Consider the following 25,098-nt stretch of genomic DNA (forward strand, 5'->3'; position numbering starts at 1 on the left):
TTTCCGCGTGCCACCGCAAGCGCTTATGCTGGGTCCGCCATGTCGACCCACCGCCTGTTCGTCGCGCTGCGCCCGCCGCACGCCGCCCGCGCCGCGCTGATCGCCGCGATGCACGGCATTTCGGGCGCGCGCTGGCAGATCGACGACCAGCTGCACCTGACTTTGCGCTTCATCGGCGAAGTCGACCATCACCGCGCCGAAGATATCGCCGCCGCGCTCGGTGCGCTGCACACCCCCGCCATCATGGCACGGATCGCCGGGGTCGACCTGTTCGAGCATCACGGCCGCCCGCACATGATCTGGGCCGGGGTCGAACCGCATGATGCGATCGCGGCGCTACACCGCAAGGTCGACCAGTTGCTGACGCGCGTCGGGGTGGCGCCCGAAACGCGCGCCTTTGTCCCGCATGTCACGATGGCCCGGCTTAATCGCGGTTCAGGACCCGTCGCGCCCTTCCTGGCACTGCACAGCGACCTCGCGAGCGCGCCCTTCACCTTTGACCATGTCACCTTGTACGAAAGCGAGATGGGGCATGGCGGATCGCGCTATCACCCCGTCGCGCGCTATCCGCTCGATCCAGTGGCATCGACGACCAGTGCCGCCGCGACCGCGCTGACATCGTCCCAGGTTTCGGCAAAGCCGTCGTCCGCGCCATAATAGGGATCGGTGACGCTGTCACCGGCGCGGCCCCGCACCAGGTCGAGCATCAGCATCAGCCGCGCGGTCGCATCGGCGGGCGCGAGGGCGCGGGCGGCGCGCAGGTTTTCGGCATCAGCGGCGAGGATCAGGTCGAAGCGGGTGAAGTCGCCGGGCGCGAGCTGGCGGGCGCGCAGATCCGAGATGTCGACGCCGCAGCGCCGCGCTTCGGCCAAGGCGCGCGGGTCGGGCGGGCGCCCGACATGCCAGTCGCCGGTGCCCGCCGAATCGAGCGTCGCGGCGATGCCCGCATCGGCGAAGGCGGCGCGCGCCGCACCCTCGGCGAGCGGCGAGCGGCAAATGTTGCCGAGGCAGAGGAAGAGGATCGCGGGGGCCGTAACTTCTCGATCATCGCGCATATCGCCGATCCTTCCTGTAAAGTTGAACCGACTTTCAACTTGCGCCGTCGTTCGGCTCTGCTAGCCATGGGCCATAACAGATAATGGGTCAGGGAGAGGGTTGCCAGATGGCCGAGAACGACACGACCGGCGCGCCGGTTCCCGCCGAGCCGCGCGCTACCGGCTATAGCTGGTATGTGCTGGCGGTGCTGGTCGTCGTCTATATCCTGAACTTCATCGACCGGCAGATCCTGAGCATCCTCGCGGTCGACGTCAAAGCCGACCTGGGCCTCGACGATGGCGACCTCGGCTTCCTCGGCGGCGCCGCCTTCGCGGTCTTTTACGCGCTGTTCGGCATCCCGCTCGGCCGGCTCGCCGACAATTGGAGCCGGGTGAAATTGCTGTCGATCGGCCTGACCCTGTGGTCGGCGATGACCGCGCTGTCGGGCTTCGCCTACAACAAGCTGACCCTGACGCTCGCCCGCATGGGCGTCGGCATCGGCGAAGCGACCGCCAGCCCCACCGCTTACTCGCTGATCTCGGACTATTTCCCGAAGCGGCAGAAGGCGACCGCGCTCGCGATCTATTCGTCGGGGCTGTACATCGGCGGCGGCGTGTCGCTGTTCATCGGCGCGCTGATCGTCGAGACATGGGGCCGGGCCTATCCCGCGGGCGGACCGCTGGGACTGGTCGGCTGGCAGGCGGCGTTCCTCGCGGTCGGCATCCCCGGCCTGATCGTCGCGCTGTGGGTCGCGACGCTTCGCGAGCCGGTGCGCGGCGCGATGGACGGGGTGGCGAGCCCGAGTTCGCCAAGCCCTTTCCGCGAGTTCGGCAAGGATTTGTCGATGATCGTTCCGCCGCTGACGCTGTGGGGGGCGTGGAAGCGCGGCCCGGCGGCGCTGGCGATCAACATCGGGGTCGCGATCGCCGTGTCCGCCTTCGCCTGGTGGATGATCGAACTCACGGCGAACGAAGCGCAATGGATGGCGGTCGCGCTCGGCTATTATGCCGTTTTTTCGTGGGCCAGCACCCTGCGCGCGCACGATCCCGCGACCTTCCGCCTGATCTGGGGGACGCCCGCCTTCATCTGCACCACGCTCGGCTATGGCCTCGTCAGCCTCGCCGCCTATGCGCTCGCCTTCTGGTCGGCGCCCTATGCCGAGACGGTGCTGGGCATTCCCAAGAAGGAACTGGCGTTCTGGCTGGGCGCGAACGGGGCGATCAGTGGTTTCGTCGGGGTCATCATCGGCGGGCGGATCGCCGACTATCTGCGCGCGCGAAACCCCGCGGGCCGCATCGTGATGATCATGTTCGGCGTAGTCGCGCCGGTGGCCCCGATCTGGATCGGCTATACGACCCCCGACCCGACGCTGTTCTATGTGATGAATTTCCTCGCCGGGGCGTTCGGCGCGACCGCGCTCGGCGCGGCGGCGGCAACGACCCAGGACCTGGTGCTGCCGCGGATGCGCGGTACCGCGACCGCCGCCTTCTTCCTCGGCACGACGCTGGTCGGCCTGTCGTTCGGCCCGTATATGGTCGGGCAGATTTCGGTTATCGCCGGCGACCTGCGCATGGGCATATTGTCGCTGATCGGTGTCGCGCCGATCGCACTCGGGCTGTTGATCTATGCTTATCGCGCGGTGCCGCGGGCCGAGGCGACGATCGCCGAGCGCGCGCGGGTTTAAAATCACCCGACGGGGCCGATTTTGAGATGTGAGAAGCGGACATAACACCCCTCCCTGTCGCGAAGCGATGGGGAGGTGGCAGCGACACAGCCGCTGACGGAGGGGCCGACGCCGTCAGGCGTCGTGCAACCTTTCGGCCCCTCCACCACCGCTTCGCGGCGGTCCCCCTCCCCATGGCCTGCGGCCACAGGGAGGATCGATAGGGCGCTCCCGCCCGTTTCCGGACTAACCCGCTTTGGCGGCGATCACGCCGCAGACGATGCGGTCGCCGCTGTTGCCGCTGGGGTCGGTCTTGTAATCGTCGGGCTTGGCATGGATCACGAAGGCCGCACCGTCGGCATCGAGGAGGCCACCGTCGCCCGTCAGGCGCGTACCGACGATCCGCAGCGTCGCGCGGCCGATCGTGTCGGGTTCGATGACGAGGTTGGGCATGTCGCCATGATGCGCGCCGAGCGGATTGTCGCGGCCGTGCTGGGCGCTCGTCGGATTCCAGTGCGGACCGGCGGTGGTGAATTTCGGCGCATCGCACAACCCGACAGCATGGACGTGCATGCCATAGGTCCCGGCGGCGAAACCGCGCGCGACGAGTTCGAGGCGCAGGCCGTCGCTATCGCGGAAGATGTCGACGCGGCCGCGGTCGGCGCCGCGTGCGTCGAACAGCGGCGCGCTCGCGTCGGGAACGGGCAAATTCGATGCTGGATCCTTTTTCTGGCCGATCAGGTCGCAGCCCGACAGCGCGAGCGCCGACAGGGCGACGGCGCCGATGGTCATGTTGCGGCCAAAGGTCGAACGGATCGTCATGCTTCTGCTCCCCGGAAAAACCATCGGAATCGCAAAGCCGCGGCGGCGGCTTTCGTTCCCGGCGGCGATGATGCCTTTATTCGCCGCGGGTTCCAATAGCGATGTGACGGAAGCCGTGGCGCGCCACTTCTTCGCGGCGATAGATGTTGCGCAGGTCGACGAGCAATTTGTCGGCCATGCCCGCGCCGAGGCGGGCGAGGTCGAGCGCACGGAAGGCGTCCCATTCGGTGACGATCGCCACCGCATCGGCGCCGTCGGCGGCGGCATAGGCGCTCGCCTTCATCTCGACATCGGGCATCATTGGCGCCGCGATGTCCATGCCTTCGGGATCGTAGGCGGTGACCCGCGCGCCGGCATCGACCAGCGTCTGGACGATCGCGAGGCTGGGCGAATCACGCATGTCGTCGGTGTTCGGCTTGAACGTCAGCCCGAGCAGGGCGACGGTCTTGCCGCGCGCATTGCCGCCGAGCGCGGTGACGATCTTGCGCCCCATCGCGCGCTTGCGCAGGTCGTTGGCGAGCACCGTCGCCTCGACGAGACGCAGCGGCACGTCATGGTCCTGCGCGGTCTTGAGCAGCGCCAGCGTGTCCTTGGGGAAACAGCTGCCACCGTAGCCGGGGCCGGCGTGGAGGAATTTGCCGCCGATCCGGTTGTCGAGGCCGATGCCGCGCGCGACGTCCTGCACCTCGGCACCGACGGCCTCGCACAGGTCGGCGATCTCGTTGATGAAGGTGATCTTGGTTGCGAGAAAGGCGTTCGCGGCATATTTGATCATTTCCGCGGTGCGGCGGCGGGTGACGAGGATCGGCGCTTCGTTGAGGAAGAGCGGGCGATAGACTTCGCGCAGCACCGCCTCGCCACGGGCATCCTCGGCACCGATGACGATGCGGTCGGGGCGCTTGAAATCGCCGATCGCGGCGCCTTCACGCAGGAATTCGGGGTTCGAGGCGACGCTGTGGCTGCGCCCCGCCGAGCCTTCGCGCAGGATGCGCTCTACCTCGTCGCCGGTGCCGACCGGAACGGTCGACTTGGTGACGATGACGCAGTCATGGTCGAGGGTGGCGGCGAGCTCCTCGGCGGCGCCGAAGACATAGGACAGATCGGCATGGCCGTCGCCGCGCCGCGACGGGGTGCCGACGGCGATGAACACCGCGTCGGCGTCGGCGACTGCGGGGGCGAGTTCGGTGGTGAACGACAGGCGGCCGGCGGCGACATTCGCCGCGACGAGCGCATCGAGACCTGGTTCGTAAATCGGCATGCGGCCCGCGTGCAGCGCGTCGATCTTGGACGCGTCCTTGTCGACGCACACCACGTCATGGCCGAAATCGGAGAAGCAGGCACCCGAAACCAGGCCGACATAGCCCGTTCCGATCATGGCGATTTTCATCTGCGAAGCCCTTTTGCTGCTGGTGTCGGCGCGGGTGGGGCGCACGGGGAGAGGGGATGCGGCGCGTCCTTAAAGCCAAAGCGCCCAAAGGGAAAGGGCCGCGAATTGCTTCGCGGCCCCCTGCCTGTTCACGTCGCTTCGATCAGCGATCAGAAGACACGCGCATATTGTTCGTTGCCGACGAAGCCGAGCTTGCCGACGCCGCTGCGCTTGATCACCGCCATCACGCGATCGACGACGATATAGCGTGCGTAGGGATCAGGCTGCACCTGGAGTTCGGGTTCGACCGCCAGCTGCTTGGTTTCGAGCAGATAGCTTTCGAGCGTCGCCAGATCGACCGGCGCGCCGTTCCAGGTGATCGTCCCGCGCGGATCGATCATGACCTTGTTCTTTACCGGATCGACGTTGTTCTTTGCGTCGGTCGGAACCGGAAGGTCGATCTTCACCGCGTGGGTCTGGGGCGGGATCGTGATGATGAACATGATGAGGAGCACGAGCATGACGTCGATCAGCGGCGTCGTGTTCATCTCCATCATCGGTTCGTTTTCGTCCCGATCTCCAACTGCCATGGACATGCGTTTATTCCTTCATAGCTTGTGGCGGAACGCGCTTACATGCGCGCCAGCGTCCCCGAGCCAGGAGCCGGTTCGGAAATGAAGCCGATCTTCTGGAAACCAGCATATTGCATGGTGTAGATCACCCCGCCGATGCACTGGTACGGCGTGTTGATGTCGCCGCGGATATGCACTTCGGGGAAATTTTCCTCGGTAATGTTTTCGACGCCGCCGATATCCTTGATCAGCTTCTCGAGCTTGTCCTGGCCCTTTTTCAGCAGCTCTTTGGAATCGACCGGGGTCTGGCCCCAATAGACTTCACACGCGGTGCTTTCGGGGTTGGGTTGGCCGTCGCCGTCGGTATCGCCCGAACGCACCGACAACAGCACGTTTTCAGGCTTGGTCGTCGTCGCCTCGAATACCACGTCGGGCAGCTTGAGGTTCACCGTCTCCAGCACCACGGGAACCGTGATGAGGAAGATGATGAGCAACACAAGCATGATGTCCACGAGCGGCGTCGTGTTGATGTCGGACATGGGGGCGTCTTCGCCGCCCTTATCGCCTACACTCATCGACATAGGATCAGCATCCTGTCACAAATAGTTACACGGGACGACCCGGTGTCCGGCGCCAGCCCCGAAGGGCGGCGACGGACACCGGGTCGCCAGATAATCAGGCCTTCTTCGGCGCGGCGGCCGGGGCAGCCTTTGCCGGAGCAACGACGGCCGGCTTCACCTGGCCGCCCGACATGATCGAGCCGAGAACGTCGTTCGAGAAGGTCGACAGACGGCGGCTGATCGCCTTGTTGCGGCTCTGCAGCCAGTTGAACGCGAGCACCGCGGGAACCGCGACGATCAGGCCGACGGCGGTCATGATGAGCGCTTCACCGACGGGACCGGCAACCGCGTCGATCGACGCCTGACCCGACGCACCGATCTTCACGAGCGCGTTCAGAATGCCGATAACGGTACCGAACAGACCGACGAACGGTGCGGTCGAACCGACGGTCGCGAGGAAGGCGAGACCAGAGTTGAGCTGCGAGTTGATGTGGTTCTGCGAACGCTCGAGCGTGCCGTGCATCCAGTCATGCGCTTCGACGGGATCGGTCAGCTTGGTGTGCTCTTCGTTGGCGCGCAGGCCGTCTTCGACGACCTGGCGATAGGCGCTGTTCTTTTCGAGCTTCGCAGCACCCTCGGCGAGGGTCGGCGCGCGCCAGAAATTGACGTCGACGGCCTTGCCCTGGTTCATCACCTTATTCTGTTCGAACAGCTTGGTGAACAGGATGTAGAGCGTGCCCATGAACATGATGACCAGCACCAGGCCGGTCAGCTGCGTGATCCAGCCGCCTTCGCACAGCGCCGGGAAGACGCCATATTTGTTGGTGGGGTCGGCGAGCTTTGCTTCGCAGAACGAAGACGGCATCATGCCGTAGCTCCGGTGACCCGCGGCGGCGGCGGTCGCAATCAGATTGATCATCGTGGTATTCCCTCTCAAAATTTCGTCAAAAACTAAAAATCCAGATCGTTGGGCCCAGATCGCTGGGCCCGGTTCCGATCAACGCGGAATCTGCCAGCGGATGCGGTTGCTGTAGGTACCGCCCGTCGGGTTGCCCGCACGGTCCTTGCCCGGGTTGAACCGGCCGCGACGCGTGATGAGCTTGCAGGTCTCGGCATCGAGATCCGCATGACCGCTCGACGAGGTCACATCACAGGAGGTGATCCGGCCGTCGGCGCTGTACGTGACGCGGAAACCGGTCGTCCCCTCGCGCTCTTCGCGCATGGCACGGGCCGGATAATCGTCGTTGGTCGCCCAGCGCCCGGGGTTGCCGCGCGGCGTACCGGCGGCGCTCAGGTCCGCCGTCGGCGGCGGAGCCGGCGGCGCGGGCGGGATATAGACCGGCGGCGGCGGCGCCGGAGGCGGCTCGCGCACCGACTGAATCTGCGGCGCAGCCACCGGCGGCGGGAACGGCGACGGCGGAGTCACGACCGGCGGCGGCGGCGGCAGGACATTGTCCGGCGGCGGCGGCGGCGGCGGCTCCTCGGGCGGCGGCGGTTCTTCGACGTCCACCACATCCAATTTTTCGGCGAGCTTCTTGACGATGCTGATATTCAGGCCGTTGACCAGGCCGTAGCCCAGTCCCGCCGTCAGCAGTCCCACCAAGACGATCGCCACTACCCTGTTTTTAGGGTCGACACTATCACCATAAGCCATTCAGGAACGACGCTCCTTGCTAGATCATCCTGACACCAATCCAAACCGTCGGGGGGAGTTGCCAAATGCCCGGATAATTCCGATGCGTTCCGCAGACCCGGCGGGCGGCTTCCGGCTATTATGTTCTATGCCGGACGCTTCGTCGGACGTCCTATCGCGGTGGCGGCAAGTTCGCAAACCCTTTATCAGCGGTTAATGTGGCGCGCGCCAAGATGGCACGCCGCCACCGCAACCGGTGTCAATGACAAACAGAAAGTGGACCCACCATGCGCAAGCTCCTTCCCGCCATCGCGATCGCCCTGGCCGGCTTAAGCGGCGGAATCCCGGCGGTTTCCGCGATGCAGGCGCCCGCCGCCGCACCGCCGCCGAGCCCGTACAGCTATGCCGACGTCGCCGATCTCGCCACCGCGGCGCCGATGGCGATCCATGCGCGCATCGCGTCGGCCACCGCGCTCAAACCCGAGCGGGCGCCCGGCGTCGCCGCGGGTTCGAGCCGATTCTATGTCGAGGCCGACGTCATCGGGCTGATTCGCGGCAAGGGGCCGCTGGCGGCGCGCATATCTTACCTGGTGGACCTGCCGCTGGGCGCCAATGGCAAGCCGGTGAAGCTGAAAAAGAAGCAGCCCGTCCTGCTCTTCGCGCGCCCGGTCGCGGCGGGCGCGGCGGGATCGACGAGCACGAACAGCATCCGGCTGGTCGCGCCCGACGCCCAGCTGCCGTGGGACCCCGCGACCGAGGCGCGGCTGCGCGCGATCCTGACCGAGCTGGTCAAGCCGGGCGCGGCGCCCGCGATCAGCGGCTTCGCCAACGGCTTCCATGTGCCGGGCACGCTGCCGGGCGAAGGCGAGACCCAGTTGTTCTTCGACACCGCGACCGGCGAGCCGATGTCGCTGACCATCCTGACCAGCGCCGACGGATCGCGGCGCTGGGCGGCGGCGTTCGGCGAGATCGTCGACGGATCGGCGGCGGTGCCGGCGCGCGACACGCTCGCCTGGTACCGGCTCGCCTGCGGGCTGCCGCGCCAGTTGCCGCTCGCCAAGCTGGCGGGCACGCCCCCCGAGGATCGCCGCAAGGCGGCGTCGGACTATGGCATCGTGCTCGGCGCGCTCGGCGACTGCACGCGGACGAGAAAGCCGCCGGCGGGCTAAGCCTCCTCCACTCTTGTTTCCTCGGTAAAAGCCGATAGGGGCGCAGGCTCTATATATAAGGAGTGCCTGCATGTCGCCTTCCCCCGCCCCCGCTGCCCCGCGCCCGCCGCTGCGCGTCGCACTCGCCGGGCTTGGCGTCGTCGGCGGCGGCGTCGTCCGCCTGCTGCAGGTCAACCGCGACCTGATCGCACGTCGCGCCGGGCGCGCGATCGAGATCGTCGCGCTGTCGGCGCGCGACCGCCACAAGGACCGCGGCGTCGATCTGTCGGCCTATCGCTGGGAGGATGATCTCGACGCCCTGGTCGCGGCCGACGATGTCGATGTCGTGGTCGAGATGATCGGCGGCGCCGACGGCATGGCGCTGACACTGGCGCGGCATACGCTGGGCGCGGGCAAGGCGCTGGTCACCGCGAACAAGGCGATGATCGCGCATCACGGACTCGACCTCGCGCGGCTCGCCGAGGCGAGCGACACGCCGCTGAAATATGAAGCCGCGGTCGCGGGCGGCATCCCGGTGATCAAGGCGATCCGCGAGGGCGCGTCAGCGAACGCGATCGCGCGCGTCTATGGCATCCTCAACGGCACCTGCAATTATATCCTCACACAAATGGAGCGCAACGGCGCGAGCTTTGCCGACGCGCTCGCCGCGGCGCAGGCCGAGGGTTATGCCGAGGCCGACCCGACCTTCGACGTCGACGGCATCGACGCAGCCCACAAATTGTCGATCCTCGCGGCGCTGTGTTTCGGGACGAAGCTCGACATCGGCGCGGTCGCGACGGGCGGCATCCGCGACCTGATCGCGGCGGATATCCGCGAGGCCGAAGCCTTGGGACACCGCGTCCGCCTGATCGGCATGGCCGAACGCGATGGCAGCGGCCTGTATCAGCATGTCCAGCCGTGCCTGGTGCCCGCCGACCATCCGCTCGCCTATGTCCCCGGCGCGCTCAACGCGGTGGTCGCCGAGGGTAATTTTGTCGGGCGGCTGTTCTTCGAGGGCGCGGGCGCGGGCGCGGGGCCGACGGCGTCGGCGATCGTCGCCGACATCATCGACATCGCACGCGACGAATATGGTCCCGCCTTCGCGATGCCGGTCGATGCGCTCGACGAGGCACCCGCCGCCGACGCCGGGGCGCGGGTCGGCAAACATTATGTCCGGCTGGTCGTCGAGGACCGCATCGGCGTGCTCGCCGAAATCGCCACCGCGATGCGCGACGCCGGGGTGTCGATCGAAAGCTTCATCCAGCGCGGCACCGAGAAGGACGACGGCGTCGTCATCGCGATCGTCACCCACGAAGGCCCGGCGCGCGCGATCGCGGCGGCGCTCGCCACGCTCGCGGCGTCGGACCATGTCGTCGGCGCGCCGATGCACATGCCGATCCTGGCGCTCTAGCCCGCTTGAAATGGCCTTCGCCCCTGCTACCCATGCCCATGGGGAACAGGGGGCGATATCATGACGATAGAGATCGGACGCGGGCTGGCCGAAGCGCGGGCGCTGGCGGGCGCGCATTGGCAGGCGCTGCTCGTCTATGCGGCGCTGGGGGTGGTCTTCCCCTTCCTGCTGCTGTCGAGCGATCCGATCTTCAGCCTGCGCAACATCATGGCGATCGTTTCCGACCCCTGGACCAACCGCGTCGGCGGATCGATCACCGGGCCGCTCTATCTGCTCGGCATCGTCCTGGTCATCGTCTTCGGCGCGATGCTGGCGGCGTGGAACGCGCTGCTCGCCGAGATGCGCGAAGGCTATATTTCCGAGATCATGTACGGGATGGTCGCGGGCGTCGCCTATCTCCTCGCTTATCTGCTACTCTATCTGGTCGTCGCGCTGGTGCTGGTGCTGCCGGTCATGCTCGCGGTCGGCGTCAACGAATGGGCGGCGGCGAGTCCGGCCGTGTCCTCGATCCGCCAGCTCGTCTATTCGCTGATCGGATCGTGGCTCCTTGCGCGCTTCTGCCTCGTCGGGCCGATCATGGCTGCAGGCGGGCGGCTCGAGCCCTTTTCGCCCTATGTCGAATCATGGCAACGCACGGCAAGCGCCCAATGGTGGCTGTTCGGTTTCTTCCTGCTCTATAATCTTGCGTTCGGCATCGCGTTCGGCGGACTGGCCGTGGTCCACGGCATGGTCATCATCAACAATGCGCCGGGCAGCCTGATCGAAACGATGATGAGCGTCGCTTGGGTGCTCTTGCTCGGTACCTATTTCATCGGGCAGTTGCTGGTTCCAGCCGGCCTCTATCGCGCGTCGCAGCCGGGCGCGACGGCGGCCGAGGTTTTCGCCTAGGGCTCGGGGTCCTCGGGCGGCGGCGGCACCCCGGTGTCGGGGTCGGTCGCACGCTTCGCCATTTCATAGAGATGATTATATTCGGGGCCGGGTTTGTAGCGGCCGCCCATCGACATCCAGTTGTGGGGCAATTTGTCCAATGGCGTCGGGTTGATGCCCGGCGCCGGCGGTCGGCTGTCCTTCGTCGATTTTCCCACCCCGGCGATCGCGCGCAGTTCGGGCGACAGCCGGTGGCGGTCGGTGTCGCTGCCGCAGACGTTGATCGATCCATCCTCGGCGGGTTTGCAGCGCTTGATCGGATCGACCAGGTCCTTGGCGTTGGCGGCGGCGCTTTCGGCATCGCGCGCGGGCCGGGGCGCGGGCGGACCCTGCACCTGCGCGGCGACGGGCGTCACAGCCATGACACAGGCGGCGGCGAGAGCGACGCCGAATCGACGGATGTATTCTCGACAAGCGGCGCGGGCGACCATATGGCGCGCACCATGCCCATGCGGCGGAACAAGTAAAGACGGAGAGTGGCGAAGATGACGAAGACCGGCAGCAATCTCGACCGGGTGCTCGTGCTCGAAATGGTGCGCGTCACCGAAGCCGCGGCGATCGCCGCCGCGAAGCTGATCGGCCGCGGCGACGAAAAGGCCGCCGATGCCGCCGCCGTCGAGGCGATGCGCACCGCATTCAACACCCTCTATATGGACGGCACGATCGTCATCGGCGAAGGCGAACGCGACGAGGCACCGATGCTCTTCATCGGCGAAAAGGTCGGCAATGCGCCGGGCAAGGGTCCGAAGATCGACATCGCGGTCGACCCGCTGGAAGGCACGACGATCACCGCCAAGGCCGGGCCGAACGCGCTCGCGGTGCTGGCGATCGCCGAGGAAGGCTGCCTGCTCAACGCCCCCGACGTCTATATGGACAAGCTGGCGGTCGGCGCCGGCTATTCGCCGAACATCGTCAATTTCGACAACAGCATCCGCGAGAATGTCGAGGCGGTGGCGCGCGAAAAGGGCTGCGGCGCCGACGGCATCATGGTGTGCGTGCTCGACCGCCCGCGCCACGAGGCGATGATCGCCGAACTGCGCGCGCTGGGCTGCGGCGTCGCGCTGATCCCCGACGGCGATGTCGCCGGCGTGATCGCGACGACCAATCCCGAAACCAATATCGACATCTATATGGGCAGCGGCGGCGCCCCCGAGGGCGTGCTCGCCGCCGCGGCGCTGCGCTGCGTCGGCGGCCAGTTCAAGGGCCGCCTGCTGTTCCGCAACGACGACGAGCGCCGCCGTGCCGCCAAATGGGGCGTCGAGGACCTCGATCGCGTCTATGACCTCGAAGACCTCGCCAAGGGCGATGTCATCTTCGCCGCGACCGGCGTGACCGACGGATCGCTGCTGCGCGGGGTCAAGCACCGCCGCGACGGGGTGATGACCACCGAAACCGTCGTGATGCGCGCGTCGTCGGGCACGGTGCGCTGGGTCAAGGGCGAACACCGCGAGGGGTGAACGGCCCGACATTCCGTTGCCGACCGACGCCCCCGCGCCACGACAGAGAATTCGACTTCCCATCACGGTCGATGCCGTACATCGAGGCGCAGGGGGACTGAGAGGATAGCTATGGAAGAAGCGAAGCGTCCGAGGCTGTTCGTCAGCCATCATTCGAGCAAATATGATGTGGCGCTGCACGTCGAGAAGGCGCTGGCCCGTCATGGCGTCGATTGCTGGATCGCACCGCGCGACATCGGCCCCGGCGAAGCGTTCGATACCGCGATCATGAAAGCGATCCGCGATTCGGAAGGGGTCCTGCTGCTCTTCTGCAGCCAGTCCGACAAGAGCCCGCATGTGAAACGCGAGCTGATTCTGGCCGACAGCGCGCATAAGGCCATCATTCCCCTGCGCCTCGAAGAGATCGTTCCCGACGACCTCGCCTATCACCTCGCGAGCGCGCAATGGATCGACTGGCTGGAGAAACGCGACGATTCGATCGCGCGGATCGCCGTGAAGGCGCACCAGCTGGCCGGGATCGGCGCGCCTGGCCCTGTCCCGCCGGTGCCCGCCCTCGCCGCCACGTCGGAGACCGCCGACAATCTGCACGCCGCGATCCTGTCGCAGGCGGCCGGCGAGCCGGCCGCGGGACCCGCCAGCGTGTCGGTCCGGACGCTGATCATCGGCGCGCTGCTGATCGCCGTCGCCTTGCTCGGCGCCATGTTGTTCATGCGCGGCGGCGGCGAACGGACGGCCGCCCCCGATACCGGCGAGGCGACCGTCGCACCCTCGGCGAAACCCGAAACCCCGCCGACGCCCGCGCCCGCCCCCGCCGAGCAGACCGCATCGGTTCCGGCGCTGGAAACCCCGCCGAGCTTCAATTGCAAATATGCCGCCGCGCGCGCCGAAAAGCTGATTTGCGGCGACGAGGAACTGGCGGCGCTCGACCGCGATCTGAACCGCGCCTATCGCCAGCTCGACCGATCCGCCGGCCCGCTTCGCCAGCAGATCGCCGCCGAACAAAATGGCTGGCGTATCGGGGAGCGCGATCGTTGCAACGACAAGGCCTGCCTCGTCGATGCGATGCAGCAACGCATCATTGTCCTCGATGCGCAGCGCGCGTCGCTGGACAGCGAAGCGGCTCAATAGCGGGGCGGGTCGCCGCTCGGGCCGCAGGGGTTTGGCCCGCACGGCACCAACCGCATGGCATGGATCGAACGACCGGTTCGTCAGAAAATCCCGGCCGCAATGCCTTCCGCCAGCGTCGCGCCAAGGTCGCGGGCTTCGCCAAGGCGGCCGGGCGCTATCGTCTTGGGGGCCAGGATCGCCTCGGGTGTCTGCGCCGCGGTGTTCACGATCAGCGGATCGGCCACGCGTTTCAACCGCCAGCCGGTCGCGATGCGGTCGAGCTGGCGCTGGGCGCCCTCGCCGTCCGATCCCGCGCAGATGATCGTGGCGTAGGGGCGGCCTTCGAGTTTCCCGAGGCAGGGATAATAGTTGCGGTCGAACATCTCCTTCATCGCGCCCGACAGCGCGGCGAGATTTTCGGGGCCGATAAAGAGATAGCCGCCGGCGGCGATCAGATCGTCCGCCGTCGCCTCGGCGGCGGCGACAAGCCGGCCGCCGCCCTCCGCCGCCGCTTCGGCGAGGGCACGGCTGCCGCCGGTGCGGCTGTGCCAGATGATGAGGAGCGCGTCGGTCATGTGCCGATGCTTGCCAAGCGCGGGCACGCGGCGCAAGCTGCCCCCAAAAATGGGGGACGATGATATGCGCCGATTGACCGCCTTGCTGCTCGCCGCGGGCCTGCCGCTGACCGCCACCGCACAGGATGCCGCGAGCGAGGCCACCCGCACCGCGCAGGCCGAACTGGCGGCGCGCCTGCCGCTCGACGACCCGCGCGACATGGCGAATGCGACGCGCGGCAAGCTCGCCGAAATCCCCGAGGCGCTGATCACCGGCAAGGATGGCAAGATCGTCTGGGACCGCCGCCCCTATGCCTTTCTGAACAGCGCCGAGGCGCCAGATACCGTCAACCCGTCGCTGTGGCGGCAGGCGCGGCTCGATGCCGTGCACGGGTTGTTCGAGGTGGTGCCGGGCCAGATCTGGCAGATTCGCGGTTATGATATTTCGGTGATGACGATCATCCGCGGCAAGTCGGGCTGGATCGTCGTCGACCCGCTGCTGTCCGAGGAAGCCGCCGCCGCGGGGTGGAAGCTGTTCGCCGACACCGTCGAGGCGAAATCGGGCAAGCTGCCGATCAAGGCGGTGATCTTCAGCCACAGCCACAGCGACCATTTCGGCGGGGTCGGGGGGATCGTCACCCCCGAACGGGTGAAGAAAGACAAGATCCGCATCATCGCGCCGCACGGCTTTTCGGAGGAAGCGACGTCGGAAAATGTCCTCGCGGGGGCAGCGATGGGGCGGCGCGCGCTGTACATGTTCGGGTCGATCCTCGCGCCGGGGCCGGCGGGACAGGTCGACACCGGACTGGGGCCGAAGCTGTCGTCGGGGACGATCGGCTATATGGAGCCGACTGAGACGGTGAGCGAAAAGGGCGACACGCTGACGATCGACGGGCTGGTCTTCGAGTTTCTCGACGCGGGCGGGACCGAAGCGCCGTCCGAGTTCGTCTTCTATATCCCCGCCTATAAGGCGCTGCATACGACCGAGGTCGTCACCCACACGTTGCACAATGTGCTGACGCTGCGCGGGGCGCAGGTCCGCGATGCCTTGCGCTGGTCGAAGGTGATCGACGCGGCGCTGCTGCGCTGGGGCGGCAAGGCCGAGGTCGCGCTGGCGTCGCACCATTGGCCGACATGGGGCGCGGGCGAGGTGAGCAGCCTGCTGACCAACCAGCGCGACGCCTATCGTTATGTCCATGACCGCACTTTGTTTCTCGCCAATCGCGGCGCGACGCTGCACGAGCTCGCCGACGCGACCGCCGAGGCGCCGGTGCAGGCGCGCGATTTTTCGACGCGCGGCTATTATGGCACCCTCAACCACGACATGAAGGCGACGTATCAGCGCTATTTCGGCTGGTGGGACGGCAATCCGGCGAATTTCAACCCGATCCCGCCCGAACAATCGGCGCCCAAATATGTCGCGCTGGCGGGCGGGGCGGATAAATTGCTGGCATCGGGCAAGGCGGCGATCGCGGCGGGCGAGTATCGTTGGGCGGCCGAATTGCTGAACAAGCTGGTCTTTGCCCAGCCCGACAACAAGGATGCGCGCGCGGCGCTCGCGTCGGCTTACGACCAGCTCGGCTATCAGGCCGAATCGGGGGCGTGGCGGAACTATTATCTCGCCGCCGCCGCGAGCCTGCGCGGCAATGCGGTCGAAGCCGCGTCGGGCAATGGCCAGAGCCGCAGCTTCGTCAGCGCGATCCCGACCGCGGTGTTCTTCGACGCGCTCGCGACGCGCTTCGACGCCGCGAAAGGATCGGGGCTGAGCGGCACCTTCCAGTTCGTCCTGCCCGACAGCAAGGAGGCGGTCGCGATCAGCGTCGGCGGCGGGGTCGAATTCCCGCGTTACGGCATCACCGACCCGGCGCCGACCGCGACGATCACCATCGACCGCAAGACATTGGACGATGTCATGCTGGGCCAGGCGCAATTTCCCGCGCTGCTGCAATCGGGGGCGATCAAAATCGACGGCGACCGGATGGCGTTTTTGAGCTGGTTCGCGCTCCACCCGCCCGCCGACCCGCGTTTCAATATAGTTGTCCCTTGAGCGCCTGACCGACTAACGGAGGATCATGACCGACATCGCTGCTGCCCACCCGACCGATCCCTTCGATCCGCACGCGATCAACGCCGCCGAGGGGCTCGACCCGGTCGATCCGCGCTATGGCCATGTGCTGCGCGTGACAACCGCGATGAACCTGGTGCCGCTGGCGATCGGCGCGAGCGTGTTCGACGCGCTGCTGATCCGCCATCTGGAGGGGCCGTACGGGTTGATCACCGCGCTCGCCTGGCTGATCGCGGTGATCGTCATCATCAGCTTTCCATCGCGGCGCGTATCGCGCTGGGGCTACAAGATCGGCGAGGGGCAGCTGCGCGTCGCGCGCGGCTGGCTGTTCCGCACCGACACGATCGTGCCCTTTGTCCGCGTCCAGCATATCGATGTCGGTCAGGGGCCGGTCGAGCGCTGGTTCGGGCTGTCGCACCTGATCGTCCACACATCGGGGACGCACAACAGCACGGTCACCCTGCCCGGGCTGCCCGCCGACCTCGCCGCCGCGATGCGCGAGACGATCCGCCGCCATATCCAGACCGACTTCGCATGAGCGAGAGCGTCGCCGCCCTCCCTGCAGCCCCCGCGGCCCCGGCCGCCGAAGCCGAAGCCGACTGGCAGCGGCTGCACCCGGCGACGCTGGCGCTGGCGATCGTCAGGCTGGGGCCGCGCAGCCTGAACTTCCTGCCCGCGGTCGCGGCGCTCGGCTTCACCGGCAACTGGGTGTGGATCGTCCCCGCGATCCTCGCCTTTCTGGTCCTTTCGCTCGTTTCCGCCTGGCTCAAATGGCTGCGTTTCCGCTTCCTCGTCGGCGCCGACGAGATCGTCATCGAAAGCGGCGTATTGTCGCGCCAGCACCGCACCATCCCCTTCGACCGCATCCAGGACGTCGGCATCGAACAGGGGCTGGTCGCGCGCGCGCTGGGCATCGCCAAGGTCGGGTTCGAGACCGGCGCGGGCGGCGCGGGCAAGGAGAATGAGGCCAATCTCGACGCGATCGGCCTCGACGCGGCGCAGGCGCTGCGCACGACCATCCGCGCGCATCGCAGCGAACCGGCCGCCGCAGCGCCCACCGCGGCATCGGCCGATCCGGCGGTCACCGCGACGGCGGGCGAAGACCGGCTGCTGTTCGCGATGGGGCCGCGCCGGTTGCTGCTCGCCGGATTGTTCAACTTCTCGCTCGCCGCGCTCGCCGTGGTCGGCGCGGGCATGCAGTTTTTCGACGGCCTGCTGCCGTTCGACTTCAATGTCTTCGACCCGCGCGACTGGATCGACATCGCCGGCCAATATGGGCTGGACCAGTGGGTGATCGCGCACCGCTGGATCGCCGGGCTCGGCGCGCTGATCTCGCTGCTGTTCATCGGTTTCGCGAGCGGTATCGCGACAATGCTGCTGGCAAACTGGGGGTTCCACCTGACCCGCGAGCCGCGCTCGCTGCGCCGCACCCGCGGGCTGACGACGCGCACCGACGTCGCGATCCCGGTGCGCCGGGTGCAGGCGGCGATCCTCGTCACCGGTTGGTTCCGGCGGCGCTTCGGCTGGCACGAACTGCGGCTGCAAAGCCTCGCGAGCGACGGCGGCAAGGAGAAGGACCATCAGGTCGTCCCCTTTGCGCAGCTCGCCGACATCGACCCGGTCCTCGCCGAAATCGCGATCGCGCGCGCCGCCGAGGACGCCGACTGGCAGCACAGCCATCGCATCGTCGCGCTGGGCGGCTTCGTCGGCGCGACCGGCGCCACGATCGGCGGATTGACCGCCGTGTCGTTCGGGCAGCCGCTCGGCTGGCTGGGGCCGGTGATCGGCGTCCTGATCGCGCTGGGGTCGCTGTTCGCGGCGCGCTTCCACCGCTGGATCGACCTCGGCGAGCAGATCGCGATCCGGCGCGGGATGTGGAAACCCAAGACCACGCTGCTGCCGCACGCGTCGGTGCAGAGCGCCGACCTCAAGACCGACTTCATCCTGCGCCCGCTCGGCCTCGCGACATTGGTGTTCGGGGTGCCGGGCGGCAGTTCGCTGGCCAGCCATGAAATCCCCGCGATCCCGCTCGGCGTGGCGCAGGCGTTGCGCGCGCGCATCCTGACCGCCAAGGCACGGGCATGACCGACACCGCTCTGGGTATCACGCGCTCGATCGCCGGGCAGCCATGGCATTGGCGCCGCGCGAGCGCCGACATGGCGTCCGAAAACCTCGCGCCCGACGACCTCGTCACCCAGTTGCTGCTCGCGCGCGGGGTGCCGCGCGACGACCTCGAGCGCCAGCGCGCGCCGACGCTACGCGGCTTCATGCCCGACCCGGCGCTGTTCAAGGGCATGGACGAAGCCGCCGCGCGGCTCGCCGACGCGGTCGAGCGACAAGAGGCGATCACCATCTTCGGCGATTATGACGTCGACGGCGCGACCTCGGCGGCGCTGCTCGTGCGACTGCTGCGCGATCTCGGCGTCCCGGTCGGCGCCTATATCCCCGACCGGTTGATGGAGGGCTATGGCCCGTCGGGCGCGGCGCTGGTCCGGATCGGCGAGGCGGGATCGAAGCTGGTCGTCACCGTCGATTGCGGCGCGCAGGCGTTCGAAGCGATCGCCGAGGCCAATGCCGCGGGGATCGAGACGATCATCGTCGATCATCATCAATGCGCGACCACCCTGCCCGCCGCCTTCGCGGTGGTGAACCCGAACCGGCTCGACGAGGCGCCCGATGCGGCGGTGCACGGCAATCTGGCGGCGGTCGGGGTCGCCTTCCTGCTCGGCGCGGCGTTGCTGCGCGTGCTGCGCGGGCGCGATTTCTTCGCCGGGCGCGCCGAACCGGCGCTGCTCGACCTGCTCGATCTCGTCGCGCTCGGCACCGTCGCCGACGTCGCGCGCCTGACCGGCTTCAACCGCGCGCTGGTGACGCAGGGGCTGAAGATCATGGCGCGGCGCGGCAATATCGGGCTGGCGGCGCTGATGGACGCGGCGCGGCTGACCAAGGCGCCGACCGCGACCGACATGGGCTTCGCGCTCGGCCCGCGAATCAACGCCGGCGGGCGCGTGGGCAAATCGGACCTCGGGGTCCGGCTGCTGACGACGAGCGACCCGCAGGAAGCCGCCGACATTTCGCAGGAACTCAACCGCCTGAACGAGGAGCGCCGCGCGATCGAGGCAGGGGTGCTCGACGAGGCGATGGCGATGAGCGAGCGCGCCGCCAACGCGCCGGTCGCGATCGTCGCGGGCGAGGGGTGGCACCCCGGGGTGATCGGCATCGTCGCGGGGCGGCTGAAGGAGAAGCTCCGCCGGCCGGCGATCGTCATCGCGCTGGGCGAGGACGGTATCGGCAAGGGGTCGGGGCGTTCGATCAACGGCGTCGACCTTGGCGCCGCGATCCTCGCCGCCAAGGAGAGCGGCCTGCTGGTCGCGGGCGGCGGTCATGCGATGGCGGCGGGATTGACCGTCGAGGCCGGCAAGCTCGACGCGCTCGGCGCCTTCCTCAACGAGCGGCTCGCCGCCGATGTCGAGCGCGCGAGCGGCGACCGCGCATTGCTGATCGACGCGGTGCTTGCGCCGCGCGGGATATCGCCTTTGTGGTGCGAGGCGATCGAGAGCGCCGGGCCTTATGGCGCGGGCTGGCCGGCGCCGCGCGTCGCGACCGGGCCGGTGCGAATCGTCGAGGCGAGCATCGTCGGCACCGACCATGTCCGCCTGACGGTGTCGGGCGACGACGGTGCAAGGTTCAAGGCGATCGCCTTTCGCAGCGCCGAAACCGAATTGGGGCAGACATTGCTGCACGCTCGCGGGCGCAAATTATGGCTCGCGGGGCGCGCAAAGCGCGACGATTGGGGCAGCCGCCCCGCCGCCGAGCTGCATCTGGAGGATGCCGCCTGGGCCGATTAGGGACGTCAGAGAGGGAAGCGGTCATGTACAGCCACACCACGCTCGGCATCGACGATTTCGCCCGCGCCGAACCCTTTTACGATGCGATCATGGCGGTGCTCGGCCATCCCGAACTGGTCCGCGAGAGCGCGGCCAAGGGCTATGGCACCCCCACCGGCCCCAAATTGTTCATCGGCCCCGCCTATGACCGCCAGCCGACGAGCGCCGGCAACGGCAGCCACCTCGCCTTCGTCGCCGCCGACCGCGCGACGGTCGACGCCTTCCACGCCGCGGCGTTGGCGAATGGCGGCAGCGACGCCGGTCCGCCGGGGCTGCGCCCGCACTATCATGCCGATTATTACGGCGCCTATGTGCGCGATCCCGAGGGCAACAAGCTGCAGGCCGTGTGCCATAAGCGGCATGGTTGAAGAAGCGCCGATAGAGTCCTTGACCATGGGGACATGCGCGGCTAATGCGCCGCTTCACCGAACGACGGCCCCTTCGTCTAGCGGTCTAGGACGTCGCCCTTTCACGGCGAAAACACGGGTTCGAGTCCCGTAGGGGTCACCATCTTTCGGTCTTCATGCCGAACCGGCATGCGCGGCCCCTTCGTCTAGCGGTTAGGACGCGGCCCTCTCACGGCTGAAACACGGGTTCGATTCCCGTAGGGGTCACCAAAGACCACCGGCATCCTCCTTCATCCAATCGCTCCATGTCGGCGCCAAAGCCGCGGGATTTTCGCTGGGCTTGTCGGCGCGCCACCGGCAGCACCGACGGCGTGAGCGAGACACAGGGCGAAATCCATCTGGTGCTGCCGGACCCCATCGAACGGGCCGCCTGTTTTCGTGTCCTCGCCGCCGGCGCGGCGCGGGTGGTGCGAAGCTTTGCCAGCGCCGACGATTATCTGGGCGCGGAGGCCGACCATGGCGGCGGCCTGCTGCTGTTTCACTGGCGCCAGCCGGGGCCGACGAGCGGCAGCGCGCTGCTCGCCCACGTCGCCACGCGCCCCGACATCACCGCCTTTGTCGCCGCCGAGCGGCTGAGCCTCGACGAAACGCGGGTGATCCTGCGCGGCGGGGCGTTCGACCTGTTGCCCGCGCCGCTCGACCCGCGGCTGGTGCACCGCACCCTCGACCCCGCGTTCGGCGACTGGCAGCTTTGCCAGCGCGACCGCCTGATGCGCCGCACCGCCGCGGCGCGGCTCGCGGCGCTGACCCCGCGCGAGGTCGATATATTGGACGCGATCGCGGCGGGGCTGGGCAATAAGGCGATCGCCCGAAGGCTCGCGCTCAGCCCGCGCACGGTCGAGGTTCACCGCGCGAACATCATGCGCCGCGCCGAGGCGGGGAGCATCGCCGAACTGCTGCGACTGCGCTTCATCGCCGAATCGGGCCGCGACACAGCGGAAAATTCGTTCCGTTTCGGAGCATGATCGCCGCCCGGCGCGGTCAAATTCTTGCGGGCGCATCCGTAGAAGAGGATTGAACGGCGCATCGCCCTTTCGTTGGTCCCTAGGGGCGGCGCCGTTCGCTCCGCGCGGCCGGCCCCACCAGGCCGCTTCCATCGGCGGGCCGGCCGGGAGACCCCCCGGTCGGCCCCAACCGGTCGGTGCCCCGCCGATGCCCCCTAGCCGGTCACCAGCGCGCGCTGTTCGGCGCGGCCCATCGAGAGCAGGATCGGGTCCGCCGCCTGGCGCGCCATGAAGTCGGCCTTGCCGCCGATCCCCTGCCACCCGATGCCGATCAGCGCCTGCGCGATCGCGCCGCCGAGCGTGTCGCCGGGGCCGGGCAGGATGACAACGTCGGGGGCGAACTCCTTGACCGCGACCTGCACCGACAGCGCGAAATCATAGGGCGCGAGAATCTGGTGACCGAAGGTGTAATCCCACACAGCAGCCGGGTCGCTGGCGAAACGCCGCCAGATATGGCCGCGACCGTCGACCATCGGGATCGCAGGCGCGCCGAAGAGGCCGACAGGCAGTTCGGCCTTCGCCTTGTCCGAACTGCCGAACATCAGCGGGGTGTGGAAGGGGCCGTGGCCGGCGAGGCGCAAGGGGTCGCGGCCGGGAGTTGGCGGCGCTTCGGCGAGCAGCGCGGCGAGGCCTTCTTCATTGCCCGCAAGGACGAGCATGCCGGCGAGGTCGATCGACAAGGCGAGCGCGTGGCCGGGACGGGCGTCGATGGACGCGACAAGATCGAGCAACCGGTCGCGAAGGCCGGGGACGGGGCGCCAGTCCTCATCGACGACCTGCAGCAGGATTTGCCCGCCGGGGCCGTGGGTCTGGCTGTTGAGGCCCATCGCGTTGCTGATACGGAAGCCGTCGGCGACCGACACCGCGCCGCCGAGCGCGAGCGCGCTGTACCAGCCCATCGAATTGCCCGCGACCGCGACGACGTCATATTTCTCGCGGTCGATGCTCAGATAATCGAGCGCGGTGGCGGTGTAGATGAGCGGCGCCGCGACATCGCCGCGCATATGCGTCGCGACGCTGAAGCGCTCGGCGCCATCGAGGGTGCTGACGGTCGGCTGGCCGCGGTCGGCGCGCTGCGCGTCGAAATCGGCGATGATGCCGCCGAAGCGCGCGCCGTGGAGCCGGGCGATGCTGCCGAGTTCACCCTTGCCATAGGTGCCGCGGCCGGGGGCGATAACGAGGGCGGTCCGGCGCGCGCTCATGCCAGCAGCTCCTTCGCGGCGGCGGCAATCGAATCGCGGCTCGGCAGGGTGAGCGTCGCCGCGCGGCCGAGCGGGATGAAACTGTCGTCGGCGGCGATGCGCTTCAGCTTTTTCTCCGGGGTGCGTTCGACGAAGGTCGCCATCAGCGCCTCGCTCTGCGACCCGGTGATGCGGCATTCGTCGACGATCAGGATGCGCTTCGCATCGCCGACCGCGGCGACGAGCTTGTCCTCGTCGACCGGGCCGAGCCAGCGCAGGTCGATGACGCGCGCCTTCACCCCATCTGCGGCGAGCAGTTTCTGGGCCTGCCGCGAGAGATAGGTGCCGTTGCCATAGGTGACGATCGCGAGGTCGGTGCCGTCGCCATGGACGCCGACGTCGCCGAGCCCGATCGGCACGCCGTCGCCGGGGGCTTCGTAGACGCTGGTCCACAGGCCGTCGCCCTCTTCGTGGAGGTCGCGGGTCATGTAGAGCGCGATCGGTTCGACGAACACGACGACGCGCTGCTCTTCACGCGCAAGCCGGACGCATTCGCGCAGCATATGCACGGCGTCGCGGCCGTTCGACGGCACCGCGAGGATGACGCCGGGGATGTCGCGGAAGATCGCGAGGCTGTTGTCGTTGTGGAAATGGCCGCCGAAACCCTTCTGATAGCCGAGCCCCGCGATGCGGATGACCATCGGGTTGGTGTACTGGCCGTTCGAGAAGAAGCTCAAAGTCGCCGCCTCGCCGCGGATCTGGTCCTCGGCATTATGGACATAAGCGAGGAACTGGATCTCGGGCATCGGGATAAAACCGTTATGCGCCATGCCGATCGCGAGGCCGAGGATCGCCTGTTCGTCGAGCAATGTGTTGACGACGCGCGACGATCCGAAGCGCTGGTGGAGCTTGGCGGTGACGTTGTAGACCCCGCCCTTCGGCCCGACATCCTCGCCCGCGACGACGATTTCCCGGTGCGCGAGCATCAGGTCGGCGAGCGCCCAGCTCAAGAGCCGTGCCATATGCTGCGGCTTGTCCATCTGGCCGGCGTCGCTGCCGAACATCGCCTTGCGATCGTCGTCCGAGGGGGTGTTCGCACGGACCATGTCGCGCCGTGGCGGGACGATGCTGTCCATCACCTGCGCGGACGTGGTGATCTTGGGGCGCAGGATCGCCGCTTCGGCCTGCCGCGCGAGGGTGGCGCCGATCTCTTCATAGGCGTCGGCGATCTCGGACGCGGTCATCCAGCCATGCTCGACCAGCAGCGCCGCGCCCTTGAGCAACGGATCGCGCGCCTCGTCGGACTCGATCAGCGCTTTCGGCAGATAGGCACCCTGCACGTCCGACCCGGCATGGCCATAGAGGCGGACGGTCGCCATGTGGAGGAACACCGGCTTGCGCAAGCGGCGCGCATAGTCGGCGGCCTCGCTGGCGCCGGCATAGGCCGAGGCGAGGTCGGTGCCGTCGCACTGGATATAGTGCAGCCCGGCGCGGTGGCGGAACTGCGCCTCGATCCAGCCGGTCGGGGTGCGGGTCGAGATGCCGATGCCATTGTCCTCGCACAGGAAGATCAGCGGCATCGGCGAACCCTGGAAAGCCGTCCAGCCGGCGGTGTTGAACGCGCCCTGCGCGGTCGAATGGTTCGCCGAGGCGTCGCCGAAGCTGGCGAGCACGACCGCGTCGTCGGGCAGCGGCAGGTCCTTCAGCCCCTGTCGCCGCGCGATGCCGATCGAGAAGGCGGCGCCGACCGCCTTGGGCAGATGCGAGGCGATCGTCGAGGTTTGCGGCGGGATGTTGAGCGGTTTCGACCCGATCACCTTGTGGCGGCCGCCCGAGATCGGGTCCTCGGACGAGGCGGCGAAGCTGAGCAGCATGTCCCAGGTCGGAGTCTGCCCCGGCACCGCGCGCGCGCGGTGGAGCTGGAAGGCGTTCGAGCGATAATGAAGAAACGCCATGTCGGTGACGCGCAGCGCCGCGGCGACCGCGGCATTGCCCTCATGCCCCGACGAGCCGATCGTGTAGAAACCCTCGGCGCGCGCCTGCAGATGGCGCGAGAGCCGGTCCATCTGGCGGCTGGTGAGCTGCGACAGGAAAATGTCGGTCGCCCCGGCGCGCGACAGGCCGGCCGTCGCGGGGTCCGGCGCATCGGCGCGGTCGGGCAGGCGTCCGTCGGCCAGCGCGGCGAGGAATTTTTCATGTACCGCCTGAGCCGCGTCCACCCGGATCCTCCCATCATGACATCGTTACCGGTGCAACCATCATAGCGCGCCATCGCGGCGCGCTATGATGGCGCGTTTGC

Annotated in this window: 24 protein-coding genes and 2 tRNA genes; 15 read left to right on the forward strand and 11 right to left on the reverse strand. The window is 67.9% G+C overall.

Annotated features, from left to right (window positions below; genetic code table 11):
* Positions 1-39: 39 nt before the first annotated feature.
* Positions 40-657 (forward strand): RNA 2',3'-cyclic phosphodiesterase, encoded by a 618-nt coding sequence (thpR, locus tag AC3WS4_RS07705; protein ID WP_492735256.1) that lies wholly within the window; start codon positions 40-42, stop codon positions 655-657.
* On the opposite strand, the gene AC3WS4_RS07710 is transcribed toward thpR, so the two are convergent.
* On the reverse strand, positions 564-1,055 hold the full coding sequence (locus AC3WS4_RS07710; RefSeq protein WP_492735254.1) for a low molecular weight protein-tyrosine-phosphatase: 492 nt from the start codon (positions 1,053-1,055) through the stop codon (positions 564-566). The two genes, thpR and AC3WS4_RS07710, sit on opposite strands and share 94 nt — an antisense overlap.
* A gap of 107 nt (positions 1,056-1,162) precedes the next feature.
* Between AC3WS4_RS07710 and AC3WS4_RS07715 the strand changes: the two genes are divergently transcribed.
* Complete coding sequence (locus tag AC3WS4_RS07715; RefSeq protein ID WP_492735252.1) at positions 1,163-2,719, forward strand: MFS transporter; 1,557 nt, start codon at positions 1,163-1,165, stop codon at positions 2,717-2,719.
* Positions 2,720-2,944: 225 nt separating this feature from the next.
* On the opposite strand, the gene AC3WS4_RS07720 is transcribed toward AC3WS4_RS07715, so the two are convergent.
* From AC3WS4_RS07720 to AC3WS4_RS07745, 6 genes are all read right to left on the reverse strand, one after another.
* On the reverse strand, positions 2,945-3,520 hold the full coding sequence (locus AC3WS4_RS07720; protein WP_492735251.1) for a superoxide dismutase family protein: 576 nt from the start codon (positions 3,518-3,520) through the stop codon (positions 2,945-2,947).
* 76 nt (positions 3,521-3,596) lie between these two features.
* Positions 3,597-4,907: a UDP-glucose dehydrogenase family protein gene (locus tag AC3WS4_RS07725; RefSeq protein WP_492735249.1), complete on the reverse strand. Its 1,311-nt coding sequence runs from the start codon at positions 4,905-4,907 to the stop codon at positions 3,597-3,599.
* A 149-nt stretch (positions 4,908-5,056) separates the two neighbouring features.
* Positions 5,057-5,482 carry an ExbD/TolR family protein gene (locus tag AC3WS4_RS07730; protein WP_056341472.1) on the reverse strand — a complete coding sequence of 142 codons (426 nt, stop codon included), beginning with the start codon at positions 5,480-5,482 and terminating at the stop codon, positions 5,057-5,059.
* A 35-nt stretch (positions 5,483-5,517) separates the two neighbouring features.
* Entirely contained in the window at positions 5,518-6,039 is a 522-nt protein-coding gene (locus AC3WS4_RS07735; RefSeq protein WP_056341475.1) for an ExbD/TolR family protein, read from the reverse strand.
* Positions 6,040-6,133: 94 nt separating this feature from the next.
* Positions 6,134-6,883 carry a MotA/TolQ/ExbB proton channel family protein gene (locus AC3WS4_RS07740; RefSeq protein WP_492736594.1) on the reverse strand — a complete coding sequence of 250 codons (750 nt, stop codon included), beginning with the start codon at positions 6,881-6,883 and terminating at the stop codon, positions 6,134-6,136.
* A 132-nt stretch (positions 6,884-7,015) separates the two neighbouring features.
* The gene (locus tag AC3WS4_RS07745; RefSeq protein ID WP_492735248.1) at positions 7,016-7,672 is read right to left on the reverse strand and encodes an energy transducer TonB; all 657 of its coding nucleotides are present in this window, start codon (positions 7,670-7,672) and stop codon (positions 7,016-7,018) included.
* 266 nt (positions 7,673-7,938) lie between these two features.
* On the opposite strand from AC3WS4_RS07745, the gene AC3WS4_RS07750 reads away from it, so the two are divergent.
* From AC3WS4_RS07750 to AC3WS4_RS07760, 3 genes are all read left to right on the forward strand, one after another.
* Positions 7,939-8,820, forward strand: coding sequence for a hypothetical protein (locus tag AC3WS4_RS07750; RefSeq protein ID WP_492735247.1), 882 nt, complete (start codon positions 7,939-7,941; stop codon positions 8,818-8,820).
* 70 nt (positions 8,821-8,890) lie between these two features.
* A complete protein-coding gene (locus AC3WS4_RS07755) occupies positions 8,891-10,210 on the forward strand; it encodes a homoserine dehydrogenase (RefSeq protein WP_492735246.1) in 1,320 nt (439 codons plus the stop codon).
* Positions 10,211-10,270: 60 nt separating this feature from the next.
* The gene (locus AC3WS4_RS07760; RefSeq protein ID WP_492735245.1) at positions 10,271-11,098 is read left to right on the forward strand and encodes a hypothetical protein; all 828 of its coding nucleotides are present in this window, start codon (positions 10,271-10,273) and stop codon (positions 11,096-11,098) included.
* On the opposite strand, the gene AC3WS4_RS07765 is transcribed toward AC3WS4_RS07760, so the two are convergent.
* Entirely contained in the window at positions 11,095-11,499 is a 405-nt protein-coding gene (locus AC3WS4_RS07765) for a hypothetical protein (RefSeq protein WP_262408188.1), read from the reverse strand. The genes AC3WS4_RS07760 and AC3WS4_RS07765 overlap by 4 nt on opposite strands.
* Before the next feature lie 123 nt (positions 11,500-11,622).
* On the opposite strand from AC3WS4_RS07765, the gene glpX reads away from it, so the two are divergent.
* Complete coding sequence (gene glpX / locus AC3WS4_RS07770; RefSeq protein ID WP_492736592.1) at positions 11,623-12,594, forward strand: class II fructose-bisphosphatase; 972 nt, start codon at positions 11,623-11,625, stop codon at positions 12,592-12,594.
* Positions 12,595-12,705: 111 nt separating this feature from the next.
* On the forward strand, positions 12,706-13,722 hold the full coding sequence (locus AC3WS4_RS07775; RefSeq protein WP_492735244.1) for a TIR domain-containing protein: 1,017 nt from the start codon (positions 12,706-12,708) through the stop codon (positions 13,720-13,722).
* Positions 13,723-13,802: 80 nt separating this feature from the next.
* On the opposite strand, the gene AC3WS4_RS07780 is transcribed toward AC3WS4_RS07775, so the two are convergent.
* Entirely contained in the window at positions 13,803-14,276 is a 474-nt protein-coding gene (locus AC3WS4_RS07780; protein ID WP_492735243.1) for a flavodoxin family protein, read from the reverse strand.
* A 49-nt stretch (positions 14,277-14,325) separates the two neighbouring features.
* Here AC3WS4_RS07780 and AC3WS4_RS07785 point away from each other — a divergent pair, with 49 nt between their 5' ends.
* From AC3WS4_RS07785 to AC3WS4_RS07820, 8 genes are all read left to right on the forward strand, one after another.
* Positions 14,326-16,302: an alkyl/aryl-sulfatase gene (locus tag AC3WS4_RS07785; RefSeq protein ID WP_492742695.1), complete on the forward strand. Its 1,977-nt coding sequence runs from the start codon at positions 14,326-14,328 to the stop codon at positions 16,300-16,302.
* Positions 16,303-16,327: 25 nt separating this feature from the next.
* Positions 16,328-16,858 (forward strand): PH domain-containing protein, encoded by a 531-nt coding sequence (locus tag AC3WS4_RS07790; protein ID WP_492735241.1) that lies wholly within the window; start codon positions 16,328-16,330, stop codon positions 16,856-16,858.
* Positions 16,855-18,405, forward strand: coding sequence for a PH domain-containing protein (locus AC3WS4_RS07795; protein ID WP_492735239.1), 1,551 nt, complete (start codon positions 16,855-16,857; stop codon positions 18,403-18,405). The genes AC3WS4_RS07790 and AC3WS4_RS07795 overlap by 4 nt, the downstream gene beginning before the upstream one ends.
* On the forward strand, positions 18,402-20,168 hold the full coding sequence (recJ, locus tag AC3WS4_RS07800) for a single-stranded-DNA-specific exonuclease RecJ (protein ID WP_492735237.1): 1,767 nt from the start codon (positions 18,402-18,404) through the stop codon (positions 20,166-20,168). The genes AC3WS4_RS07795 and recJ overlap by 4 nt, the downstream gene beginning before the upstream one ends.
* Positions 20,169-20,191: 23 nt before the next feature.
* Positions 20,192-20,575 carry a VOC family protein gene (locus AC3WS4_RS07805; RefSeq protein ID WP_492735235.1) on the forward strand — a complete coding sequence of 128 codons (384 nt, stop codon included), beginning with the start codon at positions 20,192-20,194 and terminating at the stop codon, positions 20,573-20,575.
* A 66-nt stretch (positions 20,576-20,641) separates the two neighbouring features.
* Positions 20,642-20,717, forward strand: a tRNA-Glu gene (locus AC3WS4_RS07810).
* Positions 20,718-20,749: 32 nt separating this feature from the next.
* Positions 20,750-20,824: transfer RNA gene (locus AC3WS4_RS07815), tRNA-Glu, on the forward strand.
* Positions 20,825-20,925: 101 nt separating this feature from the next.
* Complete coding sequence (locus AC3WS4_RS07820; RefSeq protein WP_492735233.1) at positions 20,926-21,579, forward strand: response regulator transcription factor; 654 nt, start codon at positions 20,926-20,928, stop codon at positions 21,577-21,579.
* A 194-nt stretch (positions 21,580-21,773) separates the two neighbouring features.
* On the opposite strand, the gene AC3WS4_RS07825 is transcribed toward AC3WS4_RS07820, so the two are convergent.
* Together AC3WS4_RS07825 and AC3WS4_RS07830 are read right to left on the reverse strand one after the other, a co-directional pair.
* Positions 21,774-22,820 carry an ACP S-malonyltransferase gene (locus AC3WS4_RS07825; RefSeq protein WP_492735231.1) on the reverse strand — a complete coding sequence of 349 codons (1,047 nt, stop codon included), beginning with the start codon at positions 22,818-22,820 and terminating at the stop codon, positions 21,774-21,776.
* Positions 22,817-25,018, reverse strand: coding sequence for a dehydrogenase E1 component subunit alpha/beta (locus AC3WS4_RS07830; protein ID WP_492735229.1), 2,202 nt, complete (start codon positions 25,016-25,018; stop codon positions 22,817-22,819). Before AC3WS4_RS07830 ends, AC3WS4_RS07825 begins: the two co-directional genes overlap by 4 nt.
* Positions 25,019-25,098: the final 80 nt, after the last annotated feature.

The sequence above is a fragment of the Sphingopyxis sp. EU05-FHT14B03 genome (genome assembly GCF_058790875.1).